Raw genomic sequence first — 22,548 nt, forward strand, 5'->3', positions numbered from 1 at the left:
GGACCAGCAACACCCCACCAGTCCCGGATCGGAGTAGACGCATGTTCCTTCGCCAACTGCCCATCGCCTACCGCGCGGCCCTCGGTTTCGCCATCATCACCCTGATGCTGGTCGGCCTTGGTGGCTTCGCCCACAACCGCATGGCCGCCATCAACCAGGCCTCCACCCGGATCAGCGAAATCTGGCTCCCCAGCGTCCAGGCTTCCGGCCAGATGGGCCTGCTCATGGCCGAGTTCCGCCTCAGCGAAATGAACCACGTGCTTGCCCGGGACGATGCCGGCATGGACGCCCAGGAGCAGCGCATGGAGGAGCTGCTCGCCGAGCTGGCGAAGGTCGAGCAGGCGTACCGCCCACTGCTGGAGCACCCGGAGGAGAAGCGCCTGTTCGAGGCGATCGTCACCGCGAGCCGCGACTATATGGACAGCCACAAGGCCCTGCTGCAGCTGTCGCGGCAAAATGACACCGAGCGCGCCTACGCATTGATTCGCGGCGAGCAGAACGAGCGTTACGAGAGCCTCTCGAGCGACCTCGCTGCACTGATCGATCTGGACCAGCGGCAGGCACAGATCTCCAGCCGGCTGGGCGACGAAGTCGTCAACGACGCCACCCGCTCCGTGGTGCTGGTGATGCTGTTCGCAGTACTGGCCAGCGTCACCGTCGCCTGGATGCTGACCCGCAGCATCGTGACCCCCATCCGCGAAGCCATGCGCGCTGCCGAGCAGGTGGCCGGCGGCGACCTCACCGGCCAGTTGGACACCACCGGGCGCGACGAGCCCGCCCGCCTGATGCAGGCCCTGCAAGCCATGCAGCAGCACCTGCACGACACCATCGAGCAGATCGGCCACTCCGCCACCCAGTTGGCTTCCGCCGCTGAACAGCTGAACGCGGTGACCGAGGAAGGCAACCATTCGCTGCACCGCCAGCACGACGAGATCGAGATGGCCGCGACCGCAGTGAACGAGATGAGCGCGGCTGTCGAGGAAGTGGCACGCAACGCCGCCTCCACCTCGGAAGCCGCCATCGCCTCCGAGGATGTCGCGCAAGCCGGACGCCTGAAGGTCGAGGAAACTGTCCAGGCCATTCGTGACATGAGCCGGGAAGTCGCCGACAGCACCCAATTGGTTGCGGACCTCGCCGAGCAGGCCCAAGGCATCGCCAAGGTGCTCGACGTGATCCGCGCCATCGCCGAGCAGACCAACCTGTTGGCCCTGAACGCAGCCATCGAGGCGGCCCGAGCCGGCGAGCAGGGCCGCGGATTCGCCGTGGTAGCGGACGAAGTACGCGCCCTGGCCCATCGCACCCAGGAGTCGACTCAGGAGATCGAGCAGATGATCGCCAGGATTCAGGTCGGCTCCGGCACGGCAGTCGACGCCATGAACGAGAGCAACCAGCACGCCCGGCAGATGCTCCAGATGGCCGAGGGAGCCGGGCAAGCCCTGCACGAAATCGCGCGGCAGGCCGGGGAGATCAACGAGCGCACCCTGGTCATCGCCACCGCAGCGGAACAACAGGCCCAAGTGGCGCGGGAAGTGGACCGCAACCTCGTGAACATCCGCGACATTTCGGTGCAGACCTCGGCGGGCGCCAGCCAGACCTCCGCCGCCACCCATGAGCTGTCGCGCCTGGCCAGCGAGCTGAACGGAATGATCGCGCGCTTCGTGGTTTGAACTCGCAAAACAGACCGCGGACCTGTCGTAGGTTGGGCCGAGGAACGAGGCCCAACAAGGAGCCGTCCTGGGTATCGTTGGGCCTCGCAGGCTCGGCGCCAACCTACGGATAGCGCTCCAAACGAAAAAGGGCGCCTGCACGGCGCCCTTCTTCTTCGCTCCTCAAACCCTCAGGCCGCTTCGCGGCCGCCCTCCGTCTTGCTGCCTGTGATGCGCGGCAGCAGCATGGGCACCTGGCGCTGGTACTCGGCGTATTCGGGGTGTTCCCGCAGCAGGTCGCGCTCTTCCAGCTGGATGGCGGCAAGGATGTAGAGGCTGGTCAGCACGGCAAACAGCAGGTGCGCCGCACTCATGGTCGGGGTTGCCCAGAAGCACAGGAACCAGCCCAGATACAGCGGGTGACGCACCAGCTTGTACGCGCCCGGGGTCTTGAACGCCAAGCCGGTGTAGGGCTTGCCCAGCAGGTTCAGCCAGACCTGGCGCAGGCCGAACAGGTCGAAGTGGTTGATCAGCAGCGTGGCATAGAACACCAGGGCCCAGCCAAAACCGAAGGTGGCGCCCAGCACCAGCCGGCCGGAGCGGTTCTCGATGCTCCAGATCTCGCCCCCCAGGGGCTGCCAGTAGCTGTACAGCAGGATCAGCGCCAGGCTGGAGAACAGCACGTAGGTGCTGCGTTCGGCCGCCGGCGGTATCCACTGGGTCCACCAGGCTTTGAAGGCCGGGCGGGCCATCAGGCTGTGCTGGACGGAGAACAGGCCCAGCAGCGCCACATCGATCCCGAGGGCGGTCCAGAACGGCAGGCGCGGCTCGCCATCCAGGGTCCGCGGCGCGAACGGCAGGTTGGCGACGAAGCCGATGGAATAGACGAAGGTGGCGAAGAAGATCAGGTAGCTGATCAGGCCGTAGAGAAAGATCGATACGCGCTTGAAGTAGGTGAACATGATGCGCTCCTGCCCGGGGGTTCTGGTCGGCGGCATCGCTCCGCCTTGGACTCCAGCTTGGCCCCGGCCTGTATCAGCCCTATGGCTGGCAGCGCTCAGTTTGTTTCCGCTTTGTATCCGCGTCCCGGCTCGCCCAGCCAGGCCTGCAGCAACTGGTGCAGGCGCTGCTGGTTCAAGGGTTTGGTCAGCAGGGCCTTGACCCCCTGCTGCTGCACATCGCTCTCCACCAGCGAATCGCTGAAGCCGGTGTAGAGCACGATGGGCAGGTCCGCGCGGGACGCCAGCAGGCGCCGCGCCAGCTGCAGGCCGGAGAGGCGCGGCATGCTCTGGTCGAGAATGACGAAGTCCCAGGCATAGGGGTCAGCGCAGAGCTGCTGGCTGGCCTGCTCGGCATCGCAGAAGATGCCCGGCGTAAGACCCCAGCCTTCCAGCAGCTCGCCCATGAATTCGGCGACAGTAGCGTCGTCATCCACTACCGCCACCCGCCCATCCAGGGCCGAACGCTGCGGCTGGCGCTCATCAGTCAGCACGCCGCCGGTTTCCGCGCTCACCGTCAGGCCATGGGCGGGCATCAGCACGCGAAAGGTGGCACCGCACCCTGGCGCACTGTCCAGCTGGATGTGGCCGCCGTACTCGTGGACGATGCCGTGCACCATGGACAACCCCATGCCGCTGCCCTGCCCGCTGGCCTTGGTGGAGAAGAACGGCTCGAAGATCTGCGCCCGTAACGCCGGGTCGATCCCCGGCCCGCTGTCACTGACGGTCAGGGCGACGAAGTTTCCCTTGATCCGCTGCTGGCAGGACGCGCAGACGCCCTCCAGCTCCTGCTGGCCCAGGCTGACGCGCAACTGGCCATTGCTGCCCATGGCGTCGCGGGCGTTGATGCACAGGTTCATCAGTACCTGCTCCAACTGCACCGGGTCGGCCAGCACCCGCGGCAGTTCGTGGTCCAGCTGCACGTCCAGCTCCACCGTCGCCGGCAAGGTAGACTCCACCAGGCGAATGAAATCTCCCAGCAACTGGTCCAGTGCCACCACCTGCGGCTTGCCGCGGCTGCCGCGGCTGAAGGTGAGCATCTGCTGGATCAGGTCGCGGGCCTTCTCCGCCGAGCGCTGCACCCGCCCCAGGTATTTGCCCAGGCGCTCGTCGCCCCCCTGCTCCGCCAACTCCTGGGCCATCACCGTATAGCCCAGCATGCTGGTCAGCAGATTGTTGAAATCGTGGGCGATGCCCCCGGTCAGGTGACCTATGGCCTCCATGCGTTGAGCCTGGCGCAGTTGCTGCTCCAGGCGCGCGCGCTCCTCTTCGGCCTGGGTGCGCTCGGTGATATCCCGCAGGTAGCAGATGAAGCGCGGCCCCTCGTCGCCGGGCACCTGGGTCAGGGCCAGTTCGGCGTTGAACTCACGGCCGTCGGCACGTTGGGCCACTACCTCCATGCGCTTGCCGAGGAAGGCCCCATGACCGGTCTGCAGGTAATGTTCCAGGGCATGCTCGTAGGCGTCGCGAAAGCGCGGCGGGATGATCAGCTTCAGCAGCGAATGCCCCAGCGCCTGCTCGCGACTGATGCCGAAGCACTGCTCCGCCGCCGGGTTGAAGGCCAGCACCTTTCCTGTCTCGTCCATGCTGATGAAGCAGTCCAGGGCGGTGTTGGTGATGGCGCGGTACTGCATCTCGCTGGCGCGCAGGGCCTGCTCGGCCTCCTTGCGCTGGGTGATCTCGCGGGTGATGCCGAGAATGCGGTCGATCCCGCCGATGGCCACGCGTTTGAGCAGCACTTCGTCCCAATGCAGGCTGCCGTCCCGGTTGCGCCGATGCCACTCGAAGCGCTGCACCTGGCCGGTCGCGGCGCGCGCCAGATGAGCGGCGGCCTCCCGTCCTGTATAGGGCGCGTAGCCGGCGCTGAAGGCGTCGATGTCCAGCTTGAGCATTTCCTCGTAGCTGTAGCCATAGGCCCGACAGGCCTTGGGATTGACGTCTACCAGGGCGCCAGTGTCGATGTCGTGGACGAAGATGGCGTCTTCCGAGGTGTCGAAGATCGCCCTGTAGCTGGCTTCCGCCTCCAGCCGCTCGATTTCCGCCGCCGCCCGCACCGAGAAGATACGCAGCACGGACTCCACCTTGTCGCGGTCGCTCATGGGTCCGAGCCGCCCGGCAGCGATCAGCCCCAGGGGCCGGCCGTCGCTGGCGAACAGCGGGTAGCCGGCATAACTGTCGACCCCGAAGGCGGCCAGCACCTCATCACCGGGATAGGAACAGCGCAGGTCACGGGGCACGAAGTGGAAGCTGCGACCGAATACTTCGGCGCAGGGCGTGCCCTTCAACTCGTACGTGGCGTTCTGGTGCAGCTTGCCATCGTAATAGAGCGCCAACGTGGTCAGGCATTGCGGCCCCTGGTCGCTGATGCGGCTGACGAAGGCGAAGTCGGCGTTCAGCGAACGCACCATGTAGCGCGCGATGGCCTCGAACACCTCGTTGCCGGTGGCGGCCGAAACCCCGAGGGCGACGAAGCGCAGCACCTCTTCCAGGCCCTTGCGCGAGCTGATGTCGGTGGATATGCCGCAAATGGCGCTGACCCGCCCCTCGCCATCGAAGAGCGGGAACTTGTTCGACAGGTAGGTACGCATGCCGCCGCCCATGGGCACCTGCTCCTCGAACTCCAGCTCATGGCCGAGCTGGATCACGCGCAGGTCGTTGGCCCGCAGTACGTCGGCGATCTCCTTGGGGAAGAACTCGTGGTCGGTATGTCCAAGCACCCGTTCGGCGCGCACCTTGAACAGCCGCTCGAAGGCCCGGTTGACCAGTACCAGGCGGCCGTCGAGGTCCTTCACGTAGATCACCGCACTGCTGTTGTCGACGATCTGCCGCAGGTGATGCTCTTCGGCACTGATTTCGAAGCGGCTGGACAGTGGCTGGCTCACCGGGCGGCCCTCCGGGGGCTGGGTGGACAGGCTGAGTATAAGAGCGCCAGGTGGTGGCCGGAGGGGTCCGGCAGCCATTGAAACAATTGAAACAAACGCGCCGTATCGGCTTGGGCGGGATTACCCATGTGGGGGCGAATTCATTCGCCAAGGGCGGCGCAGCTGCCCCCTGATAGCAGGCAGGGCAGACCTCCGGCCTGCTTGGCGAATGAATTCGCCCCTACTTAGCCCGGCACGAACATGTAACCGACGCCGCGAACGGTACGGATGATCTGCGGCTTGTCCGGATCCTGCTCCAGCTTGCGGCGCAGCCGGGCGATGCGGATGTCGATGGATCGGTCGAATGGATTCCAGTCGCGGTGCTGGGTGAGATTCAGCAACTGATCGCGGGACAGCGGCCGGTTGGGCCGCTGGGCGAAGGCCTGGAGCAGGTCGAACTCCATGGCGGTAAGGGGAATTTCCGCGCCCGTCGCATCGAACAACTGGCGGCTCTGCAGGTCGAGGCGGCAGAGGCCCAGCTGCAGCCAGGGGCTTGCACTTTCCGCAACCACTTGCGCGGCCGCCGCCGGAGCACGGCGATAGCGCCGCAGCACGGTCTTGACCCGTGCCAACAGCTCGCGCGGATCGAAGGGTTTGGCCAGGTAGTCGTCGGCCCCCACTTCCAGACCGACGATGCGGTCCAGCGGCGTGCCCGCGCCGGAGACCATGATCACCGGCAGATCGTGGTGTTCACGGAGGTAGCGCGCCAGGCTCAGGCCATCCTCGCCGGGCAGGCCCACATCCAGCAGCACCAGGTCGGGCAGCGCCTCGGTCAGCCGTGCGCGCAGTTGGCCGCTGTCGCCCACGGCATGGACCTGATAGCCCTGGCCGCCGAGGTAATCCAGCAGCAGCTCGCGGATGGCCTCGTCGTCGTCCACCACCAGGATGCTGATCTGTTCGGCCATGGGCCCGCGCCTCGCGCCTGCTTCAGACCCAGCGAATATAGCCCGCGATGGAGAAGTGCGCGGGATCAGCGGACGGTAAAGCGCTGGTCGGCCAGCAGGCGATCGCCCTGGAAGACCATGAAATGCCACTCGCCCGGCACCACTTCGTAGTGCTCGGTGAACTCGAAGGCCATTACGTCCGTCGGCGCGCCGGCGGCCATCTGCTGCTCCACCACGAACTTGTCGTGGCGCTTGCCGTCCGGGGTGACGACGCCCGGGGTGAGGTAGAGCAGGGTCAGCGGGGTGTCCTTTTCCTGCTTGCCGGCCAGGGTGTAGCGCATGCCGAACTTGGTGCCCAGCTTGGCCGGAATTTCGTCGGTCTGCTCGATGGTCTGGTTGCTGCGGGTCAGCACGCGCTCACCCGGCTGGTAGTCTTTGTACTGGGATTCGAAGATGCCGTACTCCACCGGCCCGTCCACCCGCACATCGGCCACGGCCACGCCGGAAGCCAGGCCCAGGACCATGAGTGCTGTCATTCGAAAGGGGATCATGTCGCGCTCCTTGATTGCGGTGGCGCGAGGCTATGACATGGCCGTGACAGGCTGATGACAAACTTGATTCGCCGCAGCCTGCCAAATTCTCCGCGGCAGTACGGCGAGGAAAATGTCCCGCGCCACCTTGCACGCCACCGCTTCCGCCAAGGCGGCGAGGCGGGTGCACAGTCGGTATAAGGCGGGTCCTCCCGGCTGTGCTGGCGACCATGAACCTGCATCCGCCCAGCAGCGTTCAGCGGCTGACCGGTCGCCGCCCTTTGCGCTAGCCTTGCTGGGTCCTTATCCGCTCACCGGCCAGGAGGCCTTCCATGACCATCCGTCTCACCCGTGATTCCGCCCACGGCACCCGCCAGCGCATCGAACTCTCCGACAAGGCGCCTCTGTTCACCGATCTGCCGACCGACCTGGGCGGTGCAGGCGCGGACCCTGAGCCCCATGACTACTACGATGCCGCACTGGGCAGCTGCAAGGCCCTGACGGTCACCTTTTACGCCCAGAAGAACGGCATCCCGCTGACCGGTGTAGACGTCGAAGTGACCCGCGACGACAGCGAGGAGCGCAAGGGACACTACCGCCTGGACGTGAAGCTGACCCTGCGCGGGGCCCTGACCGACGAGCAACGCGCCACCTTGCTGCGCATTGCCGACAAGTGCCCGGTGCACAAGCTGATGACCCAGGTGGAAACGAGCATCGAAACACGTCTGGCCGAAGGCAACTTCAGCCAGTAACCCGCGCAGGAAGTCTCAGCATGAATGTCCTCACCATCCGCCCGCGCGCCGAAGAGGTCGCCGGGCAACCCATCCTCCGCCCCCTGCCCTCGGCCCAGTGCCGCAGCGTCGGGCCTTTCGTGTTCTTCGACCACATGCTGGAGGCCGACTATGCCCCCGGCACCGGCATGGACGTGCGCCAGCATCCCCATATCGGCCTGTCCACCCTGACCTACCTGTTCGAAGGCGAGTTGCAGCACAAGGACAGCCTGGGCTCGGACCAGCGGGTGAAGCCGGGCGATGTCAGCTGGATGACCGCGGGCCGAGGTGTCGCCCATGTCGAACGCACCCCGGCGGACCTGATGGCCAGCGGCTCCCGCGCCCATGGTCTGCAAGTCTGGCTGGCCTTGCCAAAGGAGCTCGAGGACTGCGAGCCCAGCTACAGCCATTACCCGGCGGCCAGCCTGCCCCGGCAGGAGTCCCTCGGCGTGCGCATCCGCCTGATCGCCGGTAGCGGCTTCTGCCTGGAGTCGCCGGTGCCGGTGCTCTCCCCTACCCTCTACGCCGACCTGCAGCTGGAAGCAGGCGCCACCCTGACCATTCCCTGCGAACACCCGCAGCGAGCGCTCTACCTGGTGGACGGCGAGGCGTTGCTGGACGACCAGCCAATCGAGCCGCGTAGCCTGCTGGTACTGCCGGAGGGCGTGGAGTACGTGCTATCAGCCTGCAGCGGCAGCCAGGTGGTGATGATCGGCGGCTCGCCCCTGGACGGCCCGAGGCGGATGAACTGGAACTTCGTATCCAGCAGCCCGGAGCTGATCGAACAAGCCCGCAGCCGCTGGGCGGCAGGCGACTGGCCGGTGGTAGAGGGGGAGACCAGCCGCATCGAGTTGCCGCGCTGAGTCAGCCAGGGCAGGCCCTGTGTGGGAGCGAATTCGTTCGCGATTGAAATCGCTCCCACAGCCCAAGGGTGGAAATCGCGGAACGATTTCCACCATCCGCCCACACCTCAAGGCCGAACGGTGGACAGAAAAGCGCTGTCCACCCTACAGGGTGCGGGGATCAGGCAAATACTTCGTCCAGCAGGGCGTACATCGCCGCGAAGGCCAGGGCATCGGCGGTATAGCCGAGGGCCCGGGACTGAATTTGCGTCATGTATTACCTCGCTCCGGCGAAGACTTCATCGAACAGATCGTTCATGGCCTGGTAGGCCCGTGCGGCAACCTTGGGATTGTATTCGTTGCGCCCTGGCACGTTGGCGCCACGCTCGGTGAATGAATGCACCGCACCACCATAGTTCACCAGTTGCCAGTCGGCCTTGGCGGCGGTCATCTCGGCGGTAAAGGCATCCACCTGGGCTTTCGGCACGGCCGGGTCATCGGACCCATGCAACACCAGGACCGGCGCACGGATGTTGCGGGCATCGGCCGGGTTGGGCGTATCCAGGTTGCCATGGAAGGACACAAAGCCTTTAAGCGGCGCCCCCGAGCGTGCCAGCTCCAGCACACCTCCGCCGCCGAAGCAGAAGCCGATGGCGCCCAGTCTGGCCAGGTCCATCGGCACCTTGTCGCCCTGTGCCTTCAGCACCTCCACCGCGGCCTGGCCACGCTTGCGCATCAGCGGCCGGTCGGCGCGCAGGGCGGTGGCGGCGGCCCGGGCCTCGGTCGGGTTGGTCGGACGGATGCCCTTGCCGTACAGGTCGCCGATGAAGATCACATAGCGCTGGCCGGCGATCTCCTTGGCCTGCTCGACGGCGGCTGGCGAGACGCCGAGCCAGTTCGGCACCATGAGCAGGCCGGGGCGCGGAGTCTTCACCGAATCGTCGTACACCAGGGCGCCCTCGAAGGCCTTGCCATCGATGTCATAAGGCACGGTCTGGCTGACCATGGCCGCCCAGGCCGGGCTGGCGAGGGCAAGCAGCAGCGAAGGAAGCAGCAATCTGTTCATGGATGCTCTCCTGTGCCGGAGGGGGATGACTGACGTTAGACCTCCCGGTGGCGTCGACTTTCCATTCCGTTCATTGCATGGGGTTTCAATGCCAAAACCCCCGCAAAATCCGCAGCCCCAATGAAAAAGGCCCGCAATCGCGGGCCTTTTTTGTAGCAGCCGGCTGTCAGGCGGAGAGTTCCACCAGCAGCTTGTTCAGGCGGCGCACATAGGCGGCCGGGTCCTTCAGGCTGTCGCCCGCGGCCAGGGCGGCCTGGTCGAAGAGGATGTGGGACAGTTCGCCGAAGCGGTCCTCATCCTGCTCGTGGTCGAGCTTCTCGATCAGCGGGTGCGCCGGGTTGATCTCGAAGATCGGCTTGGAGTCCGGCACCTTCTGGCCGCTGGCTTCGAGGATCTGGCGCATCTGCAGGCCGAGGTCCTGTTCGCCGATGGCGAGGATCGCCGGAGAGTCGGTCAGGCGATGGGAGACCCGTACTTCGGCGACCTGCTCGTCCAGCGCCTTCTTCAGGCGCTCGATCAGCCCTTCCTTGGCCTTGGCCACTTCTTCCTGGGCCTTCTTGTCCTCTTCCGAGTCCAGCTTGCCCAGGTCGAGATCGCCACGGGCGACGTCGACGAAGCCCTTGCTGTCGAAATCGGACAGGTAGCTCATCAGCCACTCGTCGATGCGGTCAGTGAGCAGCAGCACTTCGATGCCTTTCTTGCGGAAGACTTCCAGATGCGGGCTGTTCTTCACCTGCGAATGGCTCTCGCCGGTGAGGTAGTAGATCTTGTCCTGGCCGTCCTTCATGCGGCCGATGTAGTCGGCCAGGGAGACGCTCTGCTCACCGGATTCGTCGCCGGTGGAGGCGAAGCGCAACAGCCCGGCGATCTTCTCCTTGTTGGCGAAGTCTTCGGCGGGGCCTTCCTTCAGCACCTGGCCGAAGTTCTTCCAGAAGCCCTTGTATTGCTCGGGCTCGTTCTTCGCAAGCTTCTCCAGCATGTCCAGCACGCGCTTGGTCAGGGCCGACCTCATGGAGTCGATCACCGGATCTTTCTGCAGGATTTCGCGGGAAACGTTCAGCGACAGGTCATTGGAGTCCACCACACCCTTGATGAAGCGCAGGTAGAGCGGCAGGAACTGGTCGGCCTGGTCCATGATGAACACGCGCTGCACATACAACTTCAGGCCACGCGGGGCCTCGCGGTGATAGAGGTCGAACGGCGCGCGGGCCGGCACGTAGAGCAGCGAGTTGTACTCCAGCTTGCCCTCGACCTTGTTGTGGCTCCAGGTCAGCGGGTTTTCGAAGTCATGGGCGACGTGCTTGTAGAACTCTTGGTATTCCTCGTCCTTGACCTCGGTGCGCGGACGGGTCCAGAGCGCGCTGGCGCGGTTGACGGTCTCCCACTCCGGCTCGACGGGTGCTTCCTCGCCGTGATGTTCCTTCGGCAGCTCGATGGGCAGCGCGATATGGTCGGAGTACTTCTTGATGACGTTGCGCAGGCGCCAGCCGTCGGCGAACTCCTCTTCGCCGCTCTTCAGGTGCAGGACGATGCGAGTACCGCGCTCGGCCTTGTCGATAGTGGCGACATCGAACTCACCCTCGCCTTTGGACGTCCAGTGCACGCCCTCGGCTGCCGGCAGGCCGGCACGGCGGGTGAACACGTCCACCTTGTCGGCCACGATGAACGCGGAGTAGAAGCCCACGCCGAACTGGCCGATCAGGTGGGAATCCTTCCGCTGGTCGCCGGAGAGGTTCTTCAGGAAGTCGGCGGTGCCGGACTTGGCGATGGTGCCAAGGTGCGCGATCACCTCGTCACGGCTCATGCCGATGCCGTTGTCCTCGATGGTGATGGTGCGGGCGTCCTTGTCGAAGCTGACGCGAATCTTCAGCTCAGCGCCGCCTTCCAGCAGTGCGGGCGTCTCCAGCGCTTCGAAACGCAGCTTGTCGACGGCGTCGGAGGCGTTGGAAATCAGCTCGCGGAGGAAGATTTCCTTGTTGGAATACAGGGAATGGATCATCAGGTGAAGCAGCTGCTTCACCTCGGTCTGGAAGCCCAGGGTTTCTTTTTGAGTTTCCACACTCATGGTCTTCTAACTCCACGTGGATGGTTTGGGCCGCGAACGGCGGCGGATGTCATCCAGATGGGGCCTTCGACAAGGATTTCAAGTGCTTAGAGAATTCGTGGCAAGGCGCGTACGGAATCGGCTTCAGGGTTCAAGCAACTCAACCCGCTCGATCTCGTCCACCGGCAGGCTGAAGCTCGCGGCCCCTGCCCCGCCCAGGTTGCGGCGGATCTGGATGCGCCCTTCGCCATCCAGGCCAGCGAAGCGGCCTTCGGCGGTAGTGCCGTGCACGGTGTACACCCGCATGCCGAGCTCCTGATACTGACCAGGGTTGCCCAGCAGGTGCTGCAGGGAAAAGCCCTCACGCCGATCAGTTGGCCGCGTGGACTGCTCCGCGACGGACGGGGCCTGCTGGCTCGCCTCGCGCGGCACTTCGGGAGCAGCTACAGGCGGGGGCAGAGGCGGAAAGCTGTCGCGCTGGACACTCCAACCGCGCAGGTCGCTCTTCACCAGTTGCAGCGGCAGACGCTGAACCTGGCCTCCTACGCGGGCCTCCACCTCGAACTCGAGCTCTCGTGCCGGCAAGCTGAAGGTGGGCAGCGCGGCCAGCACCACGTCGCGGGTGGCGAAGCGACGCTGCAGGTAGTCGCGAATCACATAGGCCAGCGTGTCGCGCGAATCGTAGGTGGTGTCGACCTGGTCATCGCGGTAACGCAAGTGGTCGGTGTAAAGCTCCAGGTGACCGGACAAGGTGGTCGCGAACCTGGGCGGCAGCACCAGGTGGAAATCGCCGGCCAGGCGGTTCGGCGCCACCGGCTGGAGGTCCAGGTGCAGGGTGTAGCCACGGGGAATGCGCCTCGCCTCGGGCAACTCCTGCTCCGGCAACAGCCAGCTGATCTCGATTTCCGGTTGCGGGCCGGGGTCCTGGGGCAGCACATCCAGGCGCAGGGCGCCTTCGGGTTGATTACCGATGCGGATGATCAGCTCGCGACGGGCGTAGAAGTCCTGCCCCTCGCGCAGGCTGAGGATGCCGTCCACCAGTTCGGCCTGCAACGGCGAGAAACGCTGGCCGTTGAGCTCCCCCTTGAGACGGATGTCCAGTTCGGACGCGACTTTCTGCTCCTCACCCAGCCAGCGCAGGCTGAGAATCGCCTGCAGGCGCTCCGGGTCCTGGGCGGCCAGCATGGTCAGCCCCACCACCAGCGGAATGAAGCCCATGGCGCCCAGCACCACGGCCTTGCGCGCGTTGCGCCAGTGGTACAGCACATAAGCCAGGGTGACCGGTGGCAACAAGCTGCCGAAGCCCCACAGCAGGCTGGTGCCGAAGGCGAGCATCAGCAGCCAGACCAGGCCGACGACGATCAGCAACAGGCCGCCGAGAATCAGTAACGCAACCATCGAACTTTCCTTGTGAGCGACCGGAGGCGCCAGGCGTGGCGCATCAGGGTTCGTCTACCTTGAAGTGGGCGCGGGCAGTGGCGATGGGCTCGGTCTGGGTGGTCTGCCAGGCGGTGATGGCGACGTTGGCGACACGGCGGCCCTGACGCCAGACCTGGCACTGGACGTAGGTGTCACGATAATGTCCGGCGCGCAGGTAATCTATCGAGAAGTCGATGATTTTGGGCATATGGGGCGCGCCCATGAACATCAGCAGATGGAGCATCGCCGCGTGCTCCATGAAGCCGGCGATCACACCGCCGTGGATGGCCGGCAGGGTCGGATTGCCGATGTTGTCCTTGTTCGCCGGCAAGCGGAAGACCATGTCGTCCCCCAGGCGCAGGCATTCCATGCCGATCAGCCTGGCGTAGGGGATCAGGCACACCAGCGAGCTGTAGTCGTTTTTCTCGTGGGCTTCGCGCACCAGGGCGTTGAGGTCGAGGCTCATGCCACACCTCCCTGCTTGAGCTGGCCGGGCTTGCCCATGCGCATGAAGGTGCCCACCACATGGGCGATGGGCTGCTCCGGGTCGTCCTGGTAGGCGTAGCCGCGGGTGAAGATGACATTGGGGGTCACCCGGTAGCATTCGGCGAAGCCGAACACGTCCTTGTGCGGCTCGGCCGGGTGCATGTAGTCGATGCGCAGGTCGAGGGTCGGGCAAATCTCGAATTCAGGCAGCACGCAGATGGTGGAAATGCCACAGGTGGTGTCCATCAGCGTGGTGATGGCACCGCCGTGGATCACGCCGGTTTCCGGGTTGCCGATGATCTCCGCGCTGTAGGGCAGGCGCAGGGTCAGGCCGCCGGGAGTGGCGTCGTGCACACTGAGGCCGAGCACCTGGCAATGGCGCAGCGCGGCAAGAAAGCGCTGCGCCCGTTCAATAAGGGTAGTGTCCGTCATGACTGCGACCTGGGCGGATGGAGGGCAAAGTGCAGAATAATACCCTGCCGGACGCCGCTGCGCCGTGGCGGAGCGCTCAGGTAAGGCTTTTTGCAATTCCAGGTAAGGCTTTTTGCAATTAATGTGGAACTTAGAAAGCGGTCACAAACTCCAACGGCTAACGATGAGGAAAGCCACACATGGAGGCTCAATGATGAAGAAAACCCTGTCTCTCGCCCTGCTGCTGGCCGCCAGCCTTGGTCTCGCTGCCTGCGACAAGAAGGAAGAGGCCCAAGCCCCGGCTGCACCGGCAACCGAATCCCAGCCGAGCGCTCCGGCTCCGGCTCCGGCCCCTGAAGCCGCCCCGGCTCCGACCCAGCCCGCTCCGGCTGCTCCGGAGACCGCACCGACCGAGGAGAAGAGCCAGTAAGCTCCCGTCAGCTGGAACAACAAGGCCCGCAATCTGCGGGCCTTGTCTTTTCCGGGGGGCAGTCAGAGTGCCGGGCTGAGCATCAGCAGCAGGCAGCAGACCAGGCCGATGACCCAGACCAGGCTGCGCAAGGTGGCCTTGTCGTTCCAGTAGAGGAACAGGTAGACGACCCGCGAGACGATGAAGACGATCGCCAGCAGGTCGACGAAAAGGCCCTGGGTCTGGGTGACGTGCGCCATCAGCACGCCCGCGGCGAACAACGGAAAGATCTCGATACTGTTCTGGTGCGCCGCCACCGCCCGTGCGCCGAAGCCGGCCAGCCGCGCCTGCTGCGCCCGCGGATTGCGGTTGTCGTAACCCCTGCCCTCCTCGCTCATGGCCTTGGCCACGGGGGCCTTGGCCAGGTAGATGAGCAGGGCCGCAATGAACAGGCACCAGAACGGAATACTCATTCGACTTTCTCCTTGGGCGCTTCCAGCGCCTGGGTCGGGGTGTAGACCATCACATCCAGCACATCGGAATGGAATTCGCGGCGATACAGCACCAGCACGACGCCTGCGGTCACGAGCATGAAGAACCAGGGGTTGATGAACCAGGCCAGCATGGCCAGGCCGAAATAGTAACTGCGCAAGCCGAAGTTGAACTGGTTGGCCGCCAGCGAGATCACCCGCGCGGTGCGCTCGGCGAAGTCCTTGCGCTCCTGCTCGCTGACGTGCTTTTCACCGATCATCGGCGCCGAGCCCACCAGGATGGCGGCGAAGTTGTACTGGCGCATGCACCAGCTGAAGGTGAAGAAGGCGTAGACGAAGACCACCGCCAGACCCAGCAGCTTCACCTCGGAAACGCCCGTGCTGGCGGCCTGCACGAACGGCAGGTCCTCCAGCACCGAGACGGCACGATCGGTGGAACCGAGGACGGTAAGGATACCGGCCAGGATGATCAGGGTGCTGGAGGCGAAGAAGGAGGCATTGCGCTCCAGGTTTCCGATCACGCTGGCGTCGGCGATGCGGTTGTCGCGCAGCAGCAGGCGGCGCATCCAGTCCTCCCGGTAGAGATGCAGGACCGAAGCCAGGCAGGCGGTGTCCCTACCCTTCCAGATGGCGTAGCGGGTATAGCCCAACCAGCAGCCGACGAACCAGAGGATGGCCAGCAGGTGTGGCCAGTTGCGCAGAATGGTGGACATGCGAATTCCTTGTAAGAACGACGCGAATTATAGCGGGAGGCACTTACCGGCGCTGTGTTCAGGCGCGGATGTGGGCCAGGTGAAATCCGGGGCACTCACGCCGGCAGCCCTGTAGGGTGGAAAGCGCTCTTCCTTTCCACCATCCGCGGCCCAGCGGCACGCCGACGGTGGACCGGTGAAGCGTGGTCCACCCTACAAAAGCGCCCGAGATTGGCATCACCTTGCAGCCCAATGAAAAAGGCCGCCCGAAGGCGGCCTTATTTTGGCGGGACTCCGACCTCAGGCCGTCACTTCCACCGGTTTGCCCAGCAGGCGGTCGCAGAGGCTGGCCACGGCCAGGGCGGCGACGGCCGGCAGCAGCCAGGCCAGGCCCTGCTCCGAGAGCGGCAGATGGGACAGCCACTGCGGCATCCAGCCGGCCAGTCCGGCGCCCTTCAGGGCGTCCACCAGGCCGAACAGCAGGGACACCAGCATGACCGGCGCCACCACGCGGCCCGGTGAATGCCAGAGGCTCCAGCAGAAGCTCAGCGCCACCAGCACGATGCACGGCGGATAGATAGCGGTGAGTACCGGCACCGACACCTGGATCAGCTTGGTCAGGCCGAGGTTGGACACCACCAGGCTGAACGCGGCGAGGATGATCACCAGGCTGCGATAGGACAGCGGCAGCAGGCGGCTGAAGTACTCGGCACAGGCGCAGGTCAGGCCGACGGCGGTGACCAGGCAGGCCAGGGAAATCAGCGCCGCGAGGAACGCACTGCCCAGGTTGCCGAAGGTGTGCTGGACGTAGGCATGCAGCACTGCGGCGCCATTGCTGGCCTCACCGGCGATGTCATGGCTGTTGGCGCCGAGGCGGAACAGGCTGATATAGACCAGCGCCAGGCCGACACCGGCGATCAGGCCGGCAATGATGGCGTAGCGGGTGATCAGGCGCGGCGACTCGACACCACGGGAGCGGATGGCGTTGACGATGACGATGCCGAACACCAGGGCCCCCAAGGTATCCATGGTCAGGTAGCCATTGATGAAGCCCTGGGAGAACGGCGCGGCCTGGTAAGCCGGGGTGGCGTTACCGATCTCGCCCAGCGGCAGCATGAAGGCGGCGATGCCGAGAATCGCCAGGGCGACGATCTTCATCGGCGCCAGCACGCGGCCGACGGTATCCAGCAGGCGGCCCGGGTAGAGGGAAACCGCCAGCACCACCAGGAAGTAAACCAGGCTGTAGGCGAACAGGGCCAGCGGGGTATCGCCGGTCAGGGGCGCCAGGCCGACTTCGAAGGACACGGTGGCCGTACGGGGGGTGGCGAACAGCGGACCGACCGAAAGGTAGCAGACCGCCGCGAGCAGCACGCCAGCCGTCTTGCCGATGGGGCTGCTGAGGGAGTCCATGGCGCCACCGACCTTGGCCAGGGCGATGACGGTAACCACCGGCAGGCCCACCGCGGTGATCAGGAAGCCCAGGGCGGCCATCCAGACATGGGGGCCGGACTGCAGGCCGACAATGGGAGGGAAAATGATATTGCCGGCTCCGACGAACAACGCGAACGTCATGAAGCCGAGCGCCAGGATGTCCTGGCCTTTCAAGGATTTCATTGGGGAATTACCACATCGCTGAAACAGGGTTTACCGAAGGGGTTTCCCGATTGGGTCGGGGGAAACGTCATCCATCCGTTTGGGATTGATCGCTAGTGCCCGACCTTCGCCCTTTTGGGGCATGGCGAGCGGGGTAGTTGCAAGGCTACCGATTTTACCGGGGGAAGCACCTGACGTGGATCAGGCTGTCGGAGTAGCAACCATTTTTGTCGCTTGGCCGACAGGCGGTTGCACAACCGATGAAGCAGGTTGTACCCGAAACACAAAGGCCACCCCAAGGGGTGGCCTTTGCAGGGGAATCAAGGCGCCTTAGGCGTTCTTGACTTCCCAGCCGGTCAGCTCGGCCAGGGCCTTGCCGATGTCAGCCAGGGAACGCACGGTTTTCACACCAGCGTCCTGCAGGGCAGCGAACTTCTCGTCCGCAGTGCCCTTGCCACCGGAGATGATGGCACCCGCGTGGCCCATGCGCTTGCCGGGCGGTGCGGTCACGCCAGCGATGTAGGACACCACCGGCTTGGTCACGTTGGCCTTGATGAAGGCAGCAGCTTCTTCTTCAGCGGAACCGCCGATTTCGCCGATCATGACGATGGCTTCGGTCTGCGGGTCTTCCTGGAACAGCTTCAGGATGTCGATGAAGTTGGAGCCCGGGATCGGGTCACCGCCGATGCCCACGCAGGTGGACTGGCCGAAGCCGGCGTCGGTGGTCTGCTTCACGGCTTCATAGGTCAGGGTGCCGGAACGCGACACGATGCCTACCTTGCCCGGCAGGTGGATGTGGCCGGGCATGATGCCGATCTTGCACTCGCCGGGAGTGATCACGCCCGGGCAGTTCGGGCCGATCAGGCGTACGCCCAGCTCGTCGCATTTCACTTTGGCGTCCAGCATGTCGAGGGTCGGGATGCCCTCGGTGATGCAGACGATCAGCTTGATGCCGCCGTTGGCCGCTTCCAGGATGGAGTCCTTGCAGAAGGGAGCCGGAACGTAGATCACCGAAGCTTCGGCGCCGGTGGCTTCAACGGCTTCCTTGACAGTGTTGAACACCGGCAGGCCCAGGTGGGTGGTGCCGCCCTTGCCGGGGGTCACGCCGCCAACCATCTTGGTGCCGTAGGCGATGGCTTGTTCGGAGTGGAAAGTACCCTGGCTACCGGTGAAGCCTTGGCAGATGACTTTGGTGTCTTTGTTGATCAGGACGCTCATTACTTGCCCTCCGCGGCCTTGACGACTTGCTGTGCAGCGTCGGTCAGGCTGGTCGCCGCGATGATGTTCAGACCGCTCTCGGCCAGTACCTTGGCGCCGAGGTCAGCATTGTTGCCTTCCAGACGGACGACCACCGGGATTTTCACGCCAACTTCCTTCACGGCGCCGATGATGCCTTCGGCAATCATGTCGCAGCGAACGATGCCGCCGAAGATGTTCACCAGAACGGCAGCGACGTTGCTGTCGGACAGGATGATCTTGAACGCTTCGGTCACGCGCTCCTTGGTCGCACCGCCGCCAACGTCGAGGAAGTTGGCCGGCTTGCCGCCGTGGAGGTTGACGATGTCCATGGTACCCATGGCCAGGCCGGCACCGTTGACCATGCAGCCAATGTTGCCTTCCAGGGCCACGTAGTTCAGTTCCCACTTCTGCGCATGGGCTTCACGAGCGTCGTCCTGGGACGGGTCGTGCATGGCGCGCAGCTTGGGCTGACGGTACATGGCGTTGCTGTCGATGTTGATCTTGGCGTCCAGGCAGTGCAGGTTGCCGTCGGCCTTGATCACCAGCGGGTTCACTTCCAGCAGGGCCAGGTCGTAGTCCTGGAACAGCTTGGCCAGGTTCACGAAGATGTGGGTGAACTGCTTGATCTGGTCGCCTTCCAGGCCCAGCTGGAATGCCAGCTCACGGCCCTGGTAGGGCTGAGCGCCGACCAGCGGATCAACGGTGGCCTTGAGGATTTTCTCGGGAGTGTCGTGGGCGACCTTCTCGATGTCCACGCCACCTTCGGTGGAGGCCATGAACACGATACGGCGGCTGGAACGATCTACCACGGCGCCCAGGTACAGTTCCTTGGCGATGTCGGTGCAGGATTCGACCAGGATTTTGCTGACCGGCTGACCATTGGCGTCAGTCTGATAGGTCACCAGGCGCTTGCCCAGCCAGTTGGCGGCGAAGGCCTTGGCATCTTCCTTGCTCTTGACCAGCTTCACGCCGCCCGCTTTACCGCGGCCGCCAGCGTGGACCTGGGCTTTGACAACCCATTCGCTGCCACCGATCTTTTCGCAGGCTTCTGCGGCGTCTTCGGGGGTGTCTACGGCAAAGCCCTTGGATACGGGCAGGCCGTATTCAGCGAACAGCTGCTTACCCTGATACTCGTGGAGATTCATGCTTGTCTACCGTCTTCGTTTAGGTATTGCGCATTCGGCGCTGCATTCGTGGTGCCGCGCCACCTGTGACTGCTTGAAGGCAGTCCGGCGGGCTTTCCGCGTTGGGCGCCAATCGGTTGATCGGTGCTCAAGACGGGCAGCCCGCCGTGGTTCTTCGTCCTGAACAGGCCGCTTGCGCGACCCGGGCAGGGGATGTTGCTCAGCGCTTCTTGCGATTGGCGATGTGGATGGCGTGGCCATTCACAGCGAGGGCCGCTTCGTGCAGCGCTTCGGACAGAGTCGGGTGCGAGAAGACCATCATGCCCAGGTCTTCGGCGCTGGTGCCGAATTCCATGCCGATGGCACCCTGCTGTACCAGCTCGGCGGCGCTCGGGCCGATCACATGGACGCCCAGGACGCGGTCGGTCTTGGCATCGGCGACCACCTTGACGAAACCGGCGGTGTCGTTGGCAGCCATGGCGCGGCCGCTGGCGGCGAACGGGAAGGTGCCGACGTTGACTTCAACGCCTTCGGCCTTCAGCGCCTGCTCGGTCTTGCCGACCCACGCGATTTCCGGGTGGGTATAGATGACCGACGGGATCAGGTCATAGTTCATCTGGGCTTTGTGACCGGCGATGCGCTCGGCGACCATGATGCCCTCTTCCGAGGCCTTGTGGGCCAGCATGGCGCCACGTACCACGTCACCGATGGCATAGACGCCCGGAACGCTGGTCGCACAGTAGTCGTCGACGAAGATGAAGCCGCGCTCATCCAGGGTCACGCCGCTATCGGCGGCCAGCAGGTCGGTGGTCACCGGGCGACGGCCCACAGCCACGATCAGCTTGTCGAAGGTTTCCTTCTGCTCACCGTTGGCATCGGTGAAGCTGACGGTTACCTGCTTCTTCTTCACTTCGGAGCCGGTCACGCGGGCGCCCAGGCGAATCTTCAGGCCCTGCTTGGTGAGGATCTTCAGGGCTTCCTTGGAAACCTGGTCGTCGGCAGCCGGGAGGAACTTGTCCAGGGCTTCCAGCACAGTCACTTCGGCACCCAGGCGGGCCCAGACGGAGCCCAGTTCGAGGCCGATCACGCCGGCACCGATCACGCCCAGCTTCTTCGGCACGGCCTGGAAGTCCAGGGCGCCGGTGGAGTCGACGATCACGTCCTGGTCGACCGGAGCCGGCGGGATGTCTACCGGCTTGGAACCGGAAGCGAGGATCACATTCACGGCTTCAACGACCTGTACCTTGCCGTCGGAACCGGTGACTTCGACCTGCTTGTTGGCCAGCAGCTTGCCGTGGCCTTCCAGCAGGGTCACGCCGTTGGCCTTGAACAGGGTGGCGACGCCGCCGGTCAGGTTCTTCACGATGGTGTTCTTGCGACCCACCATCGCCGGTACGTCGATGCTGACGCCCTTGGCCTCGATACCGTGTATTTTGAAGCCCTCGTGGGCCTCATGGTACTTGTAGGAGCTGTCCAGCAGCGCCTTCGACGGAATGCAGCCGACGTTCAGGCAGGTGCCGCCCAGAGCGGTCTTGCCTTCCTTGTCCTGGTACTTCTCGATGCAGGCGGTCTTCAGGCCGAGCTGAGCGGCCTTGATGGCGGCAACGTAGCCGCCGGGGCCCGCACCAATCACTACCACGTCGAATTTCTGGGTCATAACTCATTCCTTCTCGTATGAAACCGGACGGCCCCTGTAAGGGGGGCCGCCGTTAAGAGAGACTGCCGATCAGATGTCGAGCAGCAGACGAGCCGGGTCTTCCAGCAGGTCCTTGATGGTGACCAGGAAGCTTACAGCTTCCTTGCCATCGATCAGGCGGTGGTCGTAGGACAGCGCCAGGTACATCATCGGCAGGATCACCACCTGGCCGTTAACGGCCATCGGGCGTTCCTGGATCTTGTGCATACCGAGGATGGCGGTCTGCGGCGGGTTGACGATGGGACTGGAGAGCAGAGAACCGAACACGCCACCGTTGGAGATGGTGAAGGTGCCACCGGTCATCTCTTCGATGGTCAGCTTGCCGGCCTTGGCCTTCTTGCCGAAGTCGGCGATGCCGCCTTCGATTTCCGCCAGGCTCATGAACTCGGCGTTGCGCAGCACCGGTACCACCAGGCCACGGTCGCTGGATACGGCAACGCCGATATCCTGGTAGCCGTGGTAGACGATGTCGCTGCCGTCGATCGAGGCGTTGACGCCCGGGAAGCGCTTCAGGGCCTCGGTGGCGGCCTTGACGAAGAAGGACATGAAGCCCAGGCGCACGCCGTTGTGGCGCTTCTCGAACAGGTCCTTGTACTTGGCGCGCAGGTCCATGACCGGCTTCATGTTGACTTCGTTGTAGGTGGTCAGCATGGCCATGGTGGACTGGGCTTCGACCAGACGCTCGGCAACCTTGGCGCGCAGGCGGGTCATCGGCACGCGCTTCTCGATGCGGTCGCCGGCACCGAAGATCGGCGCTTCGCCAGCCGGAGCGGCCGGCTTGGCGGCGGCAGGAGCGGCAGCCGGGGCCGACTTCTTGGCTTCAACGGCGGCAACCACGTCTTCCTTGGTCACACGACCGCCCTTGCCGGTGCCGGCGATGCTGTTCGGGTCGATGCCGTTCTCTTCGGCCAGCTTGCGGGCGGCCGGAGAGAGGATGGCGTCGTCGCCGGCAGCGGCCGGGGCGGCAGCCTGGGCGGCCGGAGCAGCAGCCGGGGCGGCCGCGGCAGGAGCGGCAGCAGCCGCAGCGCCGGCGTTCAGCTTGCCGAGCAGTTCGCCGCTGAGAACGGTGTCGCCCTCGTTCTTGACGATTTCAGCCAGGACGCCGTCGGCTTCCGCCAGGACTTCCATAACCACTTTGTCGGTCTCGATGTCGACGATCAGCTCGTCGCGCTTGACCGCATCGCCCGGCTTCTTGTGCCAGGTAGCCACGGTGCCGTCGGCAACCGATTCCGGGAAAGTGGGGGCTTTGATCTCGATAGCCATTGTTCAGGGTTCCTATCTAATTCG

Annotated in this window: 20 protein-coding genes; 4 read left to right on the top strand and 16 right to left on the bottom strand. The window is 64.7% G+C overall.

The window, feature by feature from the left end; translation table 11 throughout:
* Positions 1 to 41 precede the first annotated feature (41 nt).
* Positions 42 to 1,667 carry a methyl-accepting chemotaxis protein gene (locus tag ACFW0H_RS22075; protein ID WP_422915990.1) on the top strand — a complete coding sequence of 542 codons (1,626 nt, stop codon included), beginning with the start codon at positions 42 to 44 and terminating at the stop codon, positions 1,665 to 1,667.
* A 170-nt stretch (positions 1,668 to 1,837) separates the two neighbouring features.
* On the opposite strand, the gene mddA is transcribed toward ACFW0H_RS22075, so the two are convergent.
* The 4 genes from mddA to ACFW0H_RS22095 form a co-directional block, all read right to left on the bottom strand.
* Entirely contained in the window at positions 1,838 to 2,608 is a 771-nt protein-coding gene (gene mddA / locus ACFW0H_RS22080; RefSeq protein ID WP_422915991.1) for a methanethiol S-methyltransferase, read from the bottom strand.
* A 95-nt stretch (positions 2,609 to 2,703) separates the two neighbouring features.
* Positions 2,704 to 5,526 carry a PAS domain-containing hybrid sensor histidine kinase/response regulator gene (locus tag ACFW0H_RS22085; RefSeq protein WP_422915992.1) on the bottom strand — a complete coding sequence of 941 codons (2,823 nt, stop codon included), beginning with the start codon at positions 5,524 to 5,526 and terminating at the stop codon, positions 2,704 to 2,706.
* A 224-nt stretch (positions 5,527 to 5,750) separates the two neighbouring features.
* A complete protein-coding gene (locus tag ACFW0H_RS22090; RefSeq protein ID WP_422915993.1) occupies positions 5,751 to 6,470 on the bottom strand; it encodes a response regulator in 720 nt (239 codons plus the stop codon).
* A gap of 65 nt (positions 6,471 to 6,535) precedes the next feature.
* Positions 6,536 to 7,000 (bottom strand): DUF3859 domain-containing protein, encoded by a 465-nt coding sequence (locus ACFW0H_RS22095; protein ID WP_422915994.1) that lies wholly within the window; start codon positions 6,998 to 7,000, stop codon positions 6,536 to 6,538.
* A 311-nt stretch (positions 7,001 to 7,311) separates the two neighbouring features.
* Here ACFW0H_RS22095 and ACFW0H_RS22100 point away from each other — a divergent pair, with 311 nt between their 5' ends.
* A complete protein-coding gene (locus ACFW0H_RS22100) occupies positions 7,312 to 7,731 on the top strand; it encodes an OsmC family protein (RefSeq protein WP_422915995.1) in 420 nt (139 codons plus the stop codon).
* Positions 7,732 to 7,751: 20 nt separating this feature from the next.
* Entirely contained in the window at positions 7,752 to 8,612 is an 861-nt protein-coding gene (locus tag ACFW0H_RS22105) for a pirin family protein (protein WP_422915996.1), read from the top strand.
* A gap of 256 nt (positions 8,613 to 8,868) precedes the next feature.
* Here ACFW0H_RS22105 and ACFW0H_RS22110 read toward each other — a convergent pair whose 3' ends face one another.
* The 5 genes from ACFW0H_RS22110 to ACFW0H_RS22130 form a co-directional block, all read right to left on the bottom strand.
* Positions 8,869 to 9,657 (bottom strand): dienelactone hydrolase family protein, encoded by a 789-nt coding sequence (locus ACFW0H_RS22110; protein ID WP_422915997.1) that lies wholly within the window; start codon positions 9,655 to 9,657, stop codon positions 8,869 to 8,871.
* A gap of 166 nt (positions 9,658 to 9,823) precedes the next feature.
* Positions 9,824 to 11,722 (bottom strand): molecular chaperone HtpG, encoded by a 1,899-nt coding sequence (htpG, locus tag ACFW0H_RS22115; protein ID WP_422915998.1) that lies wholly within the window; start codon positions 11,720 to 11,722, stop codon positions 9,824 to 9,826.
* A 123-nt stretch (positions 11,723 to 11,845) separates the two neighbouring features.
* On the bottom strand, positions 11,846 to 13,099 hold the full coding sequence (locus ACFW0H_RS22120) for an MFS transporter (protein WP_422915999.1): 1,254 nt from the start codon (positions 13,097 to 13,099) through the stop codon (positions 11,846 to 11,848).
* Between the two features lie 43 nt (positions 13,100 to 13,142).
* The gene (locus tag ACFW0H_RS22125) at positions 13,143 to 13,586 is read right to left on the bottom strand and encodes a PaaI family thioesterase (protein WP_422916000.1); all 444 of its coding nucleotides are present in this window, start codon (positions 13,584 to 13,586) and stop codon (positions 13,143 to 13,145) included.
* Positions 13,583 to 14,038: a PaaI family thioesterase gene (locus ACFW0H_RS22130; RefSeq protein WP_422916001.1), complete on the bottom strand. Its 456-nt coding sequence runs from the start codon at positions 14,036 to 14,038 to the stop codon at positions 13,583 to 13,585. Before ACFW0H_RS22130 ends, ACFW0H_RS22125 begins: the two co-directional genes overlap by 4 nt.
* A gap of 193 nt (positions 14,039 to 14,231) precedes the next feature.
* On the opposite strand from ACFW0H_RS22130, the gene ACFW0H_RS22135 reads away from it, so the two are divergent.
* Positions 14,232 to 14,447, top strand: coding sequence for a hypothetical protein (locus ACFW0H_RS22135; RefSeq protein WP_422916074.1), 216 nt, complete (start codon positions 14,232 to 14,234; stop codon positions 14,445 to 14,447).
* A gap of 62 nt (positions 14,448 to 14,509) precedes the next feature.
* Here the strand turns inward: ACFW0H_RS22135 and ACFW0H_RS22140 are convergent, their stop codons facing one another.
* The 7 genes from ACFW0H_RS22140 to odhB all read right to left on the bottom strand — a co-directional run bounded on the left by ACFW0H_RS22140 (position 14,510) and on the right by odhB (position 22,524).
* Positions 14,510 to 14,899: an MAPEG family protein gene (locus ACFW0H_RS22140; RefSeq protein WP_422916002.1), complete on the bottom strand. Its 390-nt coding sequence runs from the start codon at positions 14,897 to 14,899 to the stop codon at positions 14,510 to 14,512.
* Entirely contained in the window at positions 14,896 to 15,630 is a 735-nt protein-coding gene (locus ACFW0H_RS22145; RefSeq protein ID WP_422916003.1) for a DUF599 domain-containing protein, read from the bottom strand. The genes ACFW0H_RS22140 and ACFW0H_RS22145 overlap by 4 nt, the downstream gene beginning before the upstream one ends.
* 279 nt (positions 15,631 to 15,909) lie before the next feature.
* A complete protein-coding gene (gene brnQ / locus ACFW0H_RS22150; protein WP_422916004.1) occupies positions 15,910 to 17,223 on the bottom strand; it encodes a branched-chain amino acid transport system II carrier protein in 1,314 nt (437 codons plus the stop codon).
* 309 nt (positions 17,224 to 17,532) lie between these two features.
* Positions 17,533 to 18,420 carry a succinate--CoA ligase subunit alpha gene (sucD, locus tag ACFW0H_RS22155; protein WP_028629428.1) on the bottom strand — a complete coding sequence of 296 codons (888 nt, stop codon included), beginning with the start codon at positions 18,418 to 18,420 and terminating at the stop codon, positions 17,533 to 17,535.
* The gene (sucC, locus tag ACFW0H_RS22160) at positions 18,420 to 19,586 is read right to left on the bottom strand and encodes an ADP-forming succinate--CoA ligase subunit beta (RefSeq protein ID WP_422916005.1); all 1,167 of its coding nucleotides are present in this window, start codon (positions 19,584 to 19,586) and stop codon (positions 18,420 to 18,422) included. Before sucC ends, sucD begins: the two co-directional genes overlap by 1 nt.
* A 199-nt stretch (positions 19,587 to 19,785) precedes the next feature.
* The gene (gene lpdA / locus ACFW0H_RS22165) at positions 19,786 to 21,222 is read right to left on the bottom strand and encodes a dihydrolipoyl dehydrogenase (RefSeq protein ID WP_422916006.1); all 1,437 of its coding nucleotides are present in this window, start codon (positions 21,220 to 21,222) and stop codon (positions 19,786 to 19,788) included.
* Between the two features lie 69 nt (positions 21,223 to 21,291).
* The gene (gene odhB, locus ACFW0H_RS22170) at positions 21,292 to 22,524 is read right to left on the bottom strand and encodes a 2-oxoglutarate dehydrogenase complex dihydrolipoyllysine-residue succinyltransferase (protein ID WP_422916007.1); all 1,233 of its coding nucleotides are present in this window, start codon (positions 22,522 to 22,524) and stop codon (positions 21,292 to 21,294) included.
* Between the last annotated feature and the right edge of the window lie 24 nt (positions 22,525 to 22,548).

Origin of the sequence: Metapseudomonas cellulosilytica (genome assembly GCF_049334135.1) — a bacterium.
Classification (GTDB): Bacteria; Pseudomonadota; Gammaproteobacteria; order Pseudomonadales; family Pseudomonadaceae; genus Metapseudomonas.

Excerpts from the sequence above, each read along its gene's own strand:
- ACFW0H_RS22075 (WP_422915990.1), top strand. The coding sequence starts at position 42 with ATGTTCCTTCGCCAACTGCCCATCGCCTACCGCGCGGCCCTCGGTTTC.
- mddA (WP_422915991.1), bottom strand. The coding sequence starts at position 2,608 with ATGTTCACCTACTTCAAGCGCGTATCGATCTTTCTCTACGGCCTGATC.
- ACFW0H_RS22090 (WP_422915993.1), bottom strand. The coding sequence starts at position 6,470 with ATGGCCGAACAGATCAGCATCCTGGTGGTGGACGACGACGAGGCCATC.
- ACFW0H_RS22095 (WP_422915994.1), bottom strand. The coding sequence starts at position 7,000 with ATGATCCCCTTTCGAATGACAGCACTCATGGTCCTGGGCCTGGCTTCC.
- ACFW0H_RS22100 (WP_422915995.1), top strand. The coding sequence starts at position 7,312 with ATGACCATCCGTCTCACCCGTGATTCCGCCCACGGCACCCGCCAGCGC.
- ACFW0H_RS22105 (WP_422915996.1), top strand. The coding sequence starts at position 7,752 with ATGAATGTCCTCACCATCCGCCCGCGCGCCGAAGAGGTCGCCGGGCAA.
- ACFW0H_RS22110 (WP_422915997.1), bottom strand. The coding sequence starts at position 9,657 with ATGAACAGATTGCTGCTTCCTTCGCTGCTGCTTGCCCTCGCCAGCCCG.
- htpG (WP_422915998.1), bottom strand. The coding sequence starts at position 11,722 with ATGAGTGTGGAAACTCAAAAAGAAACCCTGGGCTTCCAGACCGAGGTG.
- ACFW0H_RS22120 (WP_422915999.1), bottom strand. The coding sequence starts at position 13,099 with ATGGTTGCGTTACTGATTCTCGGCGGCCTGTTGCTGATCGTCGTCGGC.
- ACFW0H_RS22125 (WP_422916000.1), bottom strand. The coding sequence starts at position 13,586 with ATGAGCCTCGACCTCAACGCCCTGGTGCGCGAAGCCCACGAGAAAAAC.
- ACFW0H_RS22130 (WP_422916001.1), bottom strand. The coding sequence starts at position 14,038 with ATGACGGACACTACCCTTATTGAACGGGCGCAGCGCTTTCTTGCCGCG.
- ACFW0H_RS22135 (WP_422916074.1), top strand. The coding sequence starts at position 14,232 with ATGAAGAAAACCCTGTCTCTCGCCCTGCTGCTGGCCGCCAGCCTTGGT.
- ACFW0H_RS22140 (WP_422916002.1), bottom strand. The coding sequence starts at position 14,899 with ATGAGTATTCCGTTCTGGTGCCTGTTCATTGCGGCCCTGCTCATCTAC.
- ACFW0H_RS22145 (WP_422916003.1), bottom strand. The coding sequence starts at position 15,630 with ATGTCCACCATTCTGCGCAACTGGCCACACCTGCTGGCCATCCTCTGG.
- brnQ (WP_422916004.1), bottom strand. The coding sequence starts at position 17,223 with ATGAAATCCTTGAAAGGCCAGGACATCCTGGCGCTCGGCTTCATGACG.
- sucD (WP_028629428.1), bottom strand. The coding sequence starts at position 18,420 with ATGAGCGTCCTGATCAACAAAGACACCAAAGTCATCTGCCAAGGCTTC.
- sucC (WP_422916005.1), bottom strand. The coding sequence starts at position 19,586 with ATGAATCTCCACGAGTATCAGGGTAAGCAGCTGTTCGCTGAATACGGC.
- lpdA (WP_422916006.1), bottom strand. The coding sequence starts at position 21,222 with ATGACCCAGAAATTCGACGTGGTAGTGATTGGTGCGGGCCCCGGCGGC.
- odhB (WP_422916007.1), bottom strand. The coding sequence starts at position 22,524 with ATGGCTATCGAGATCAAAGCCCCCACTTTCCCGGAATCGGTTGCCGAC.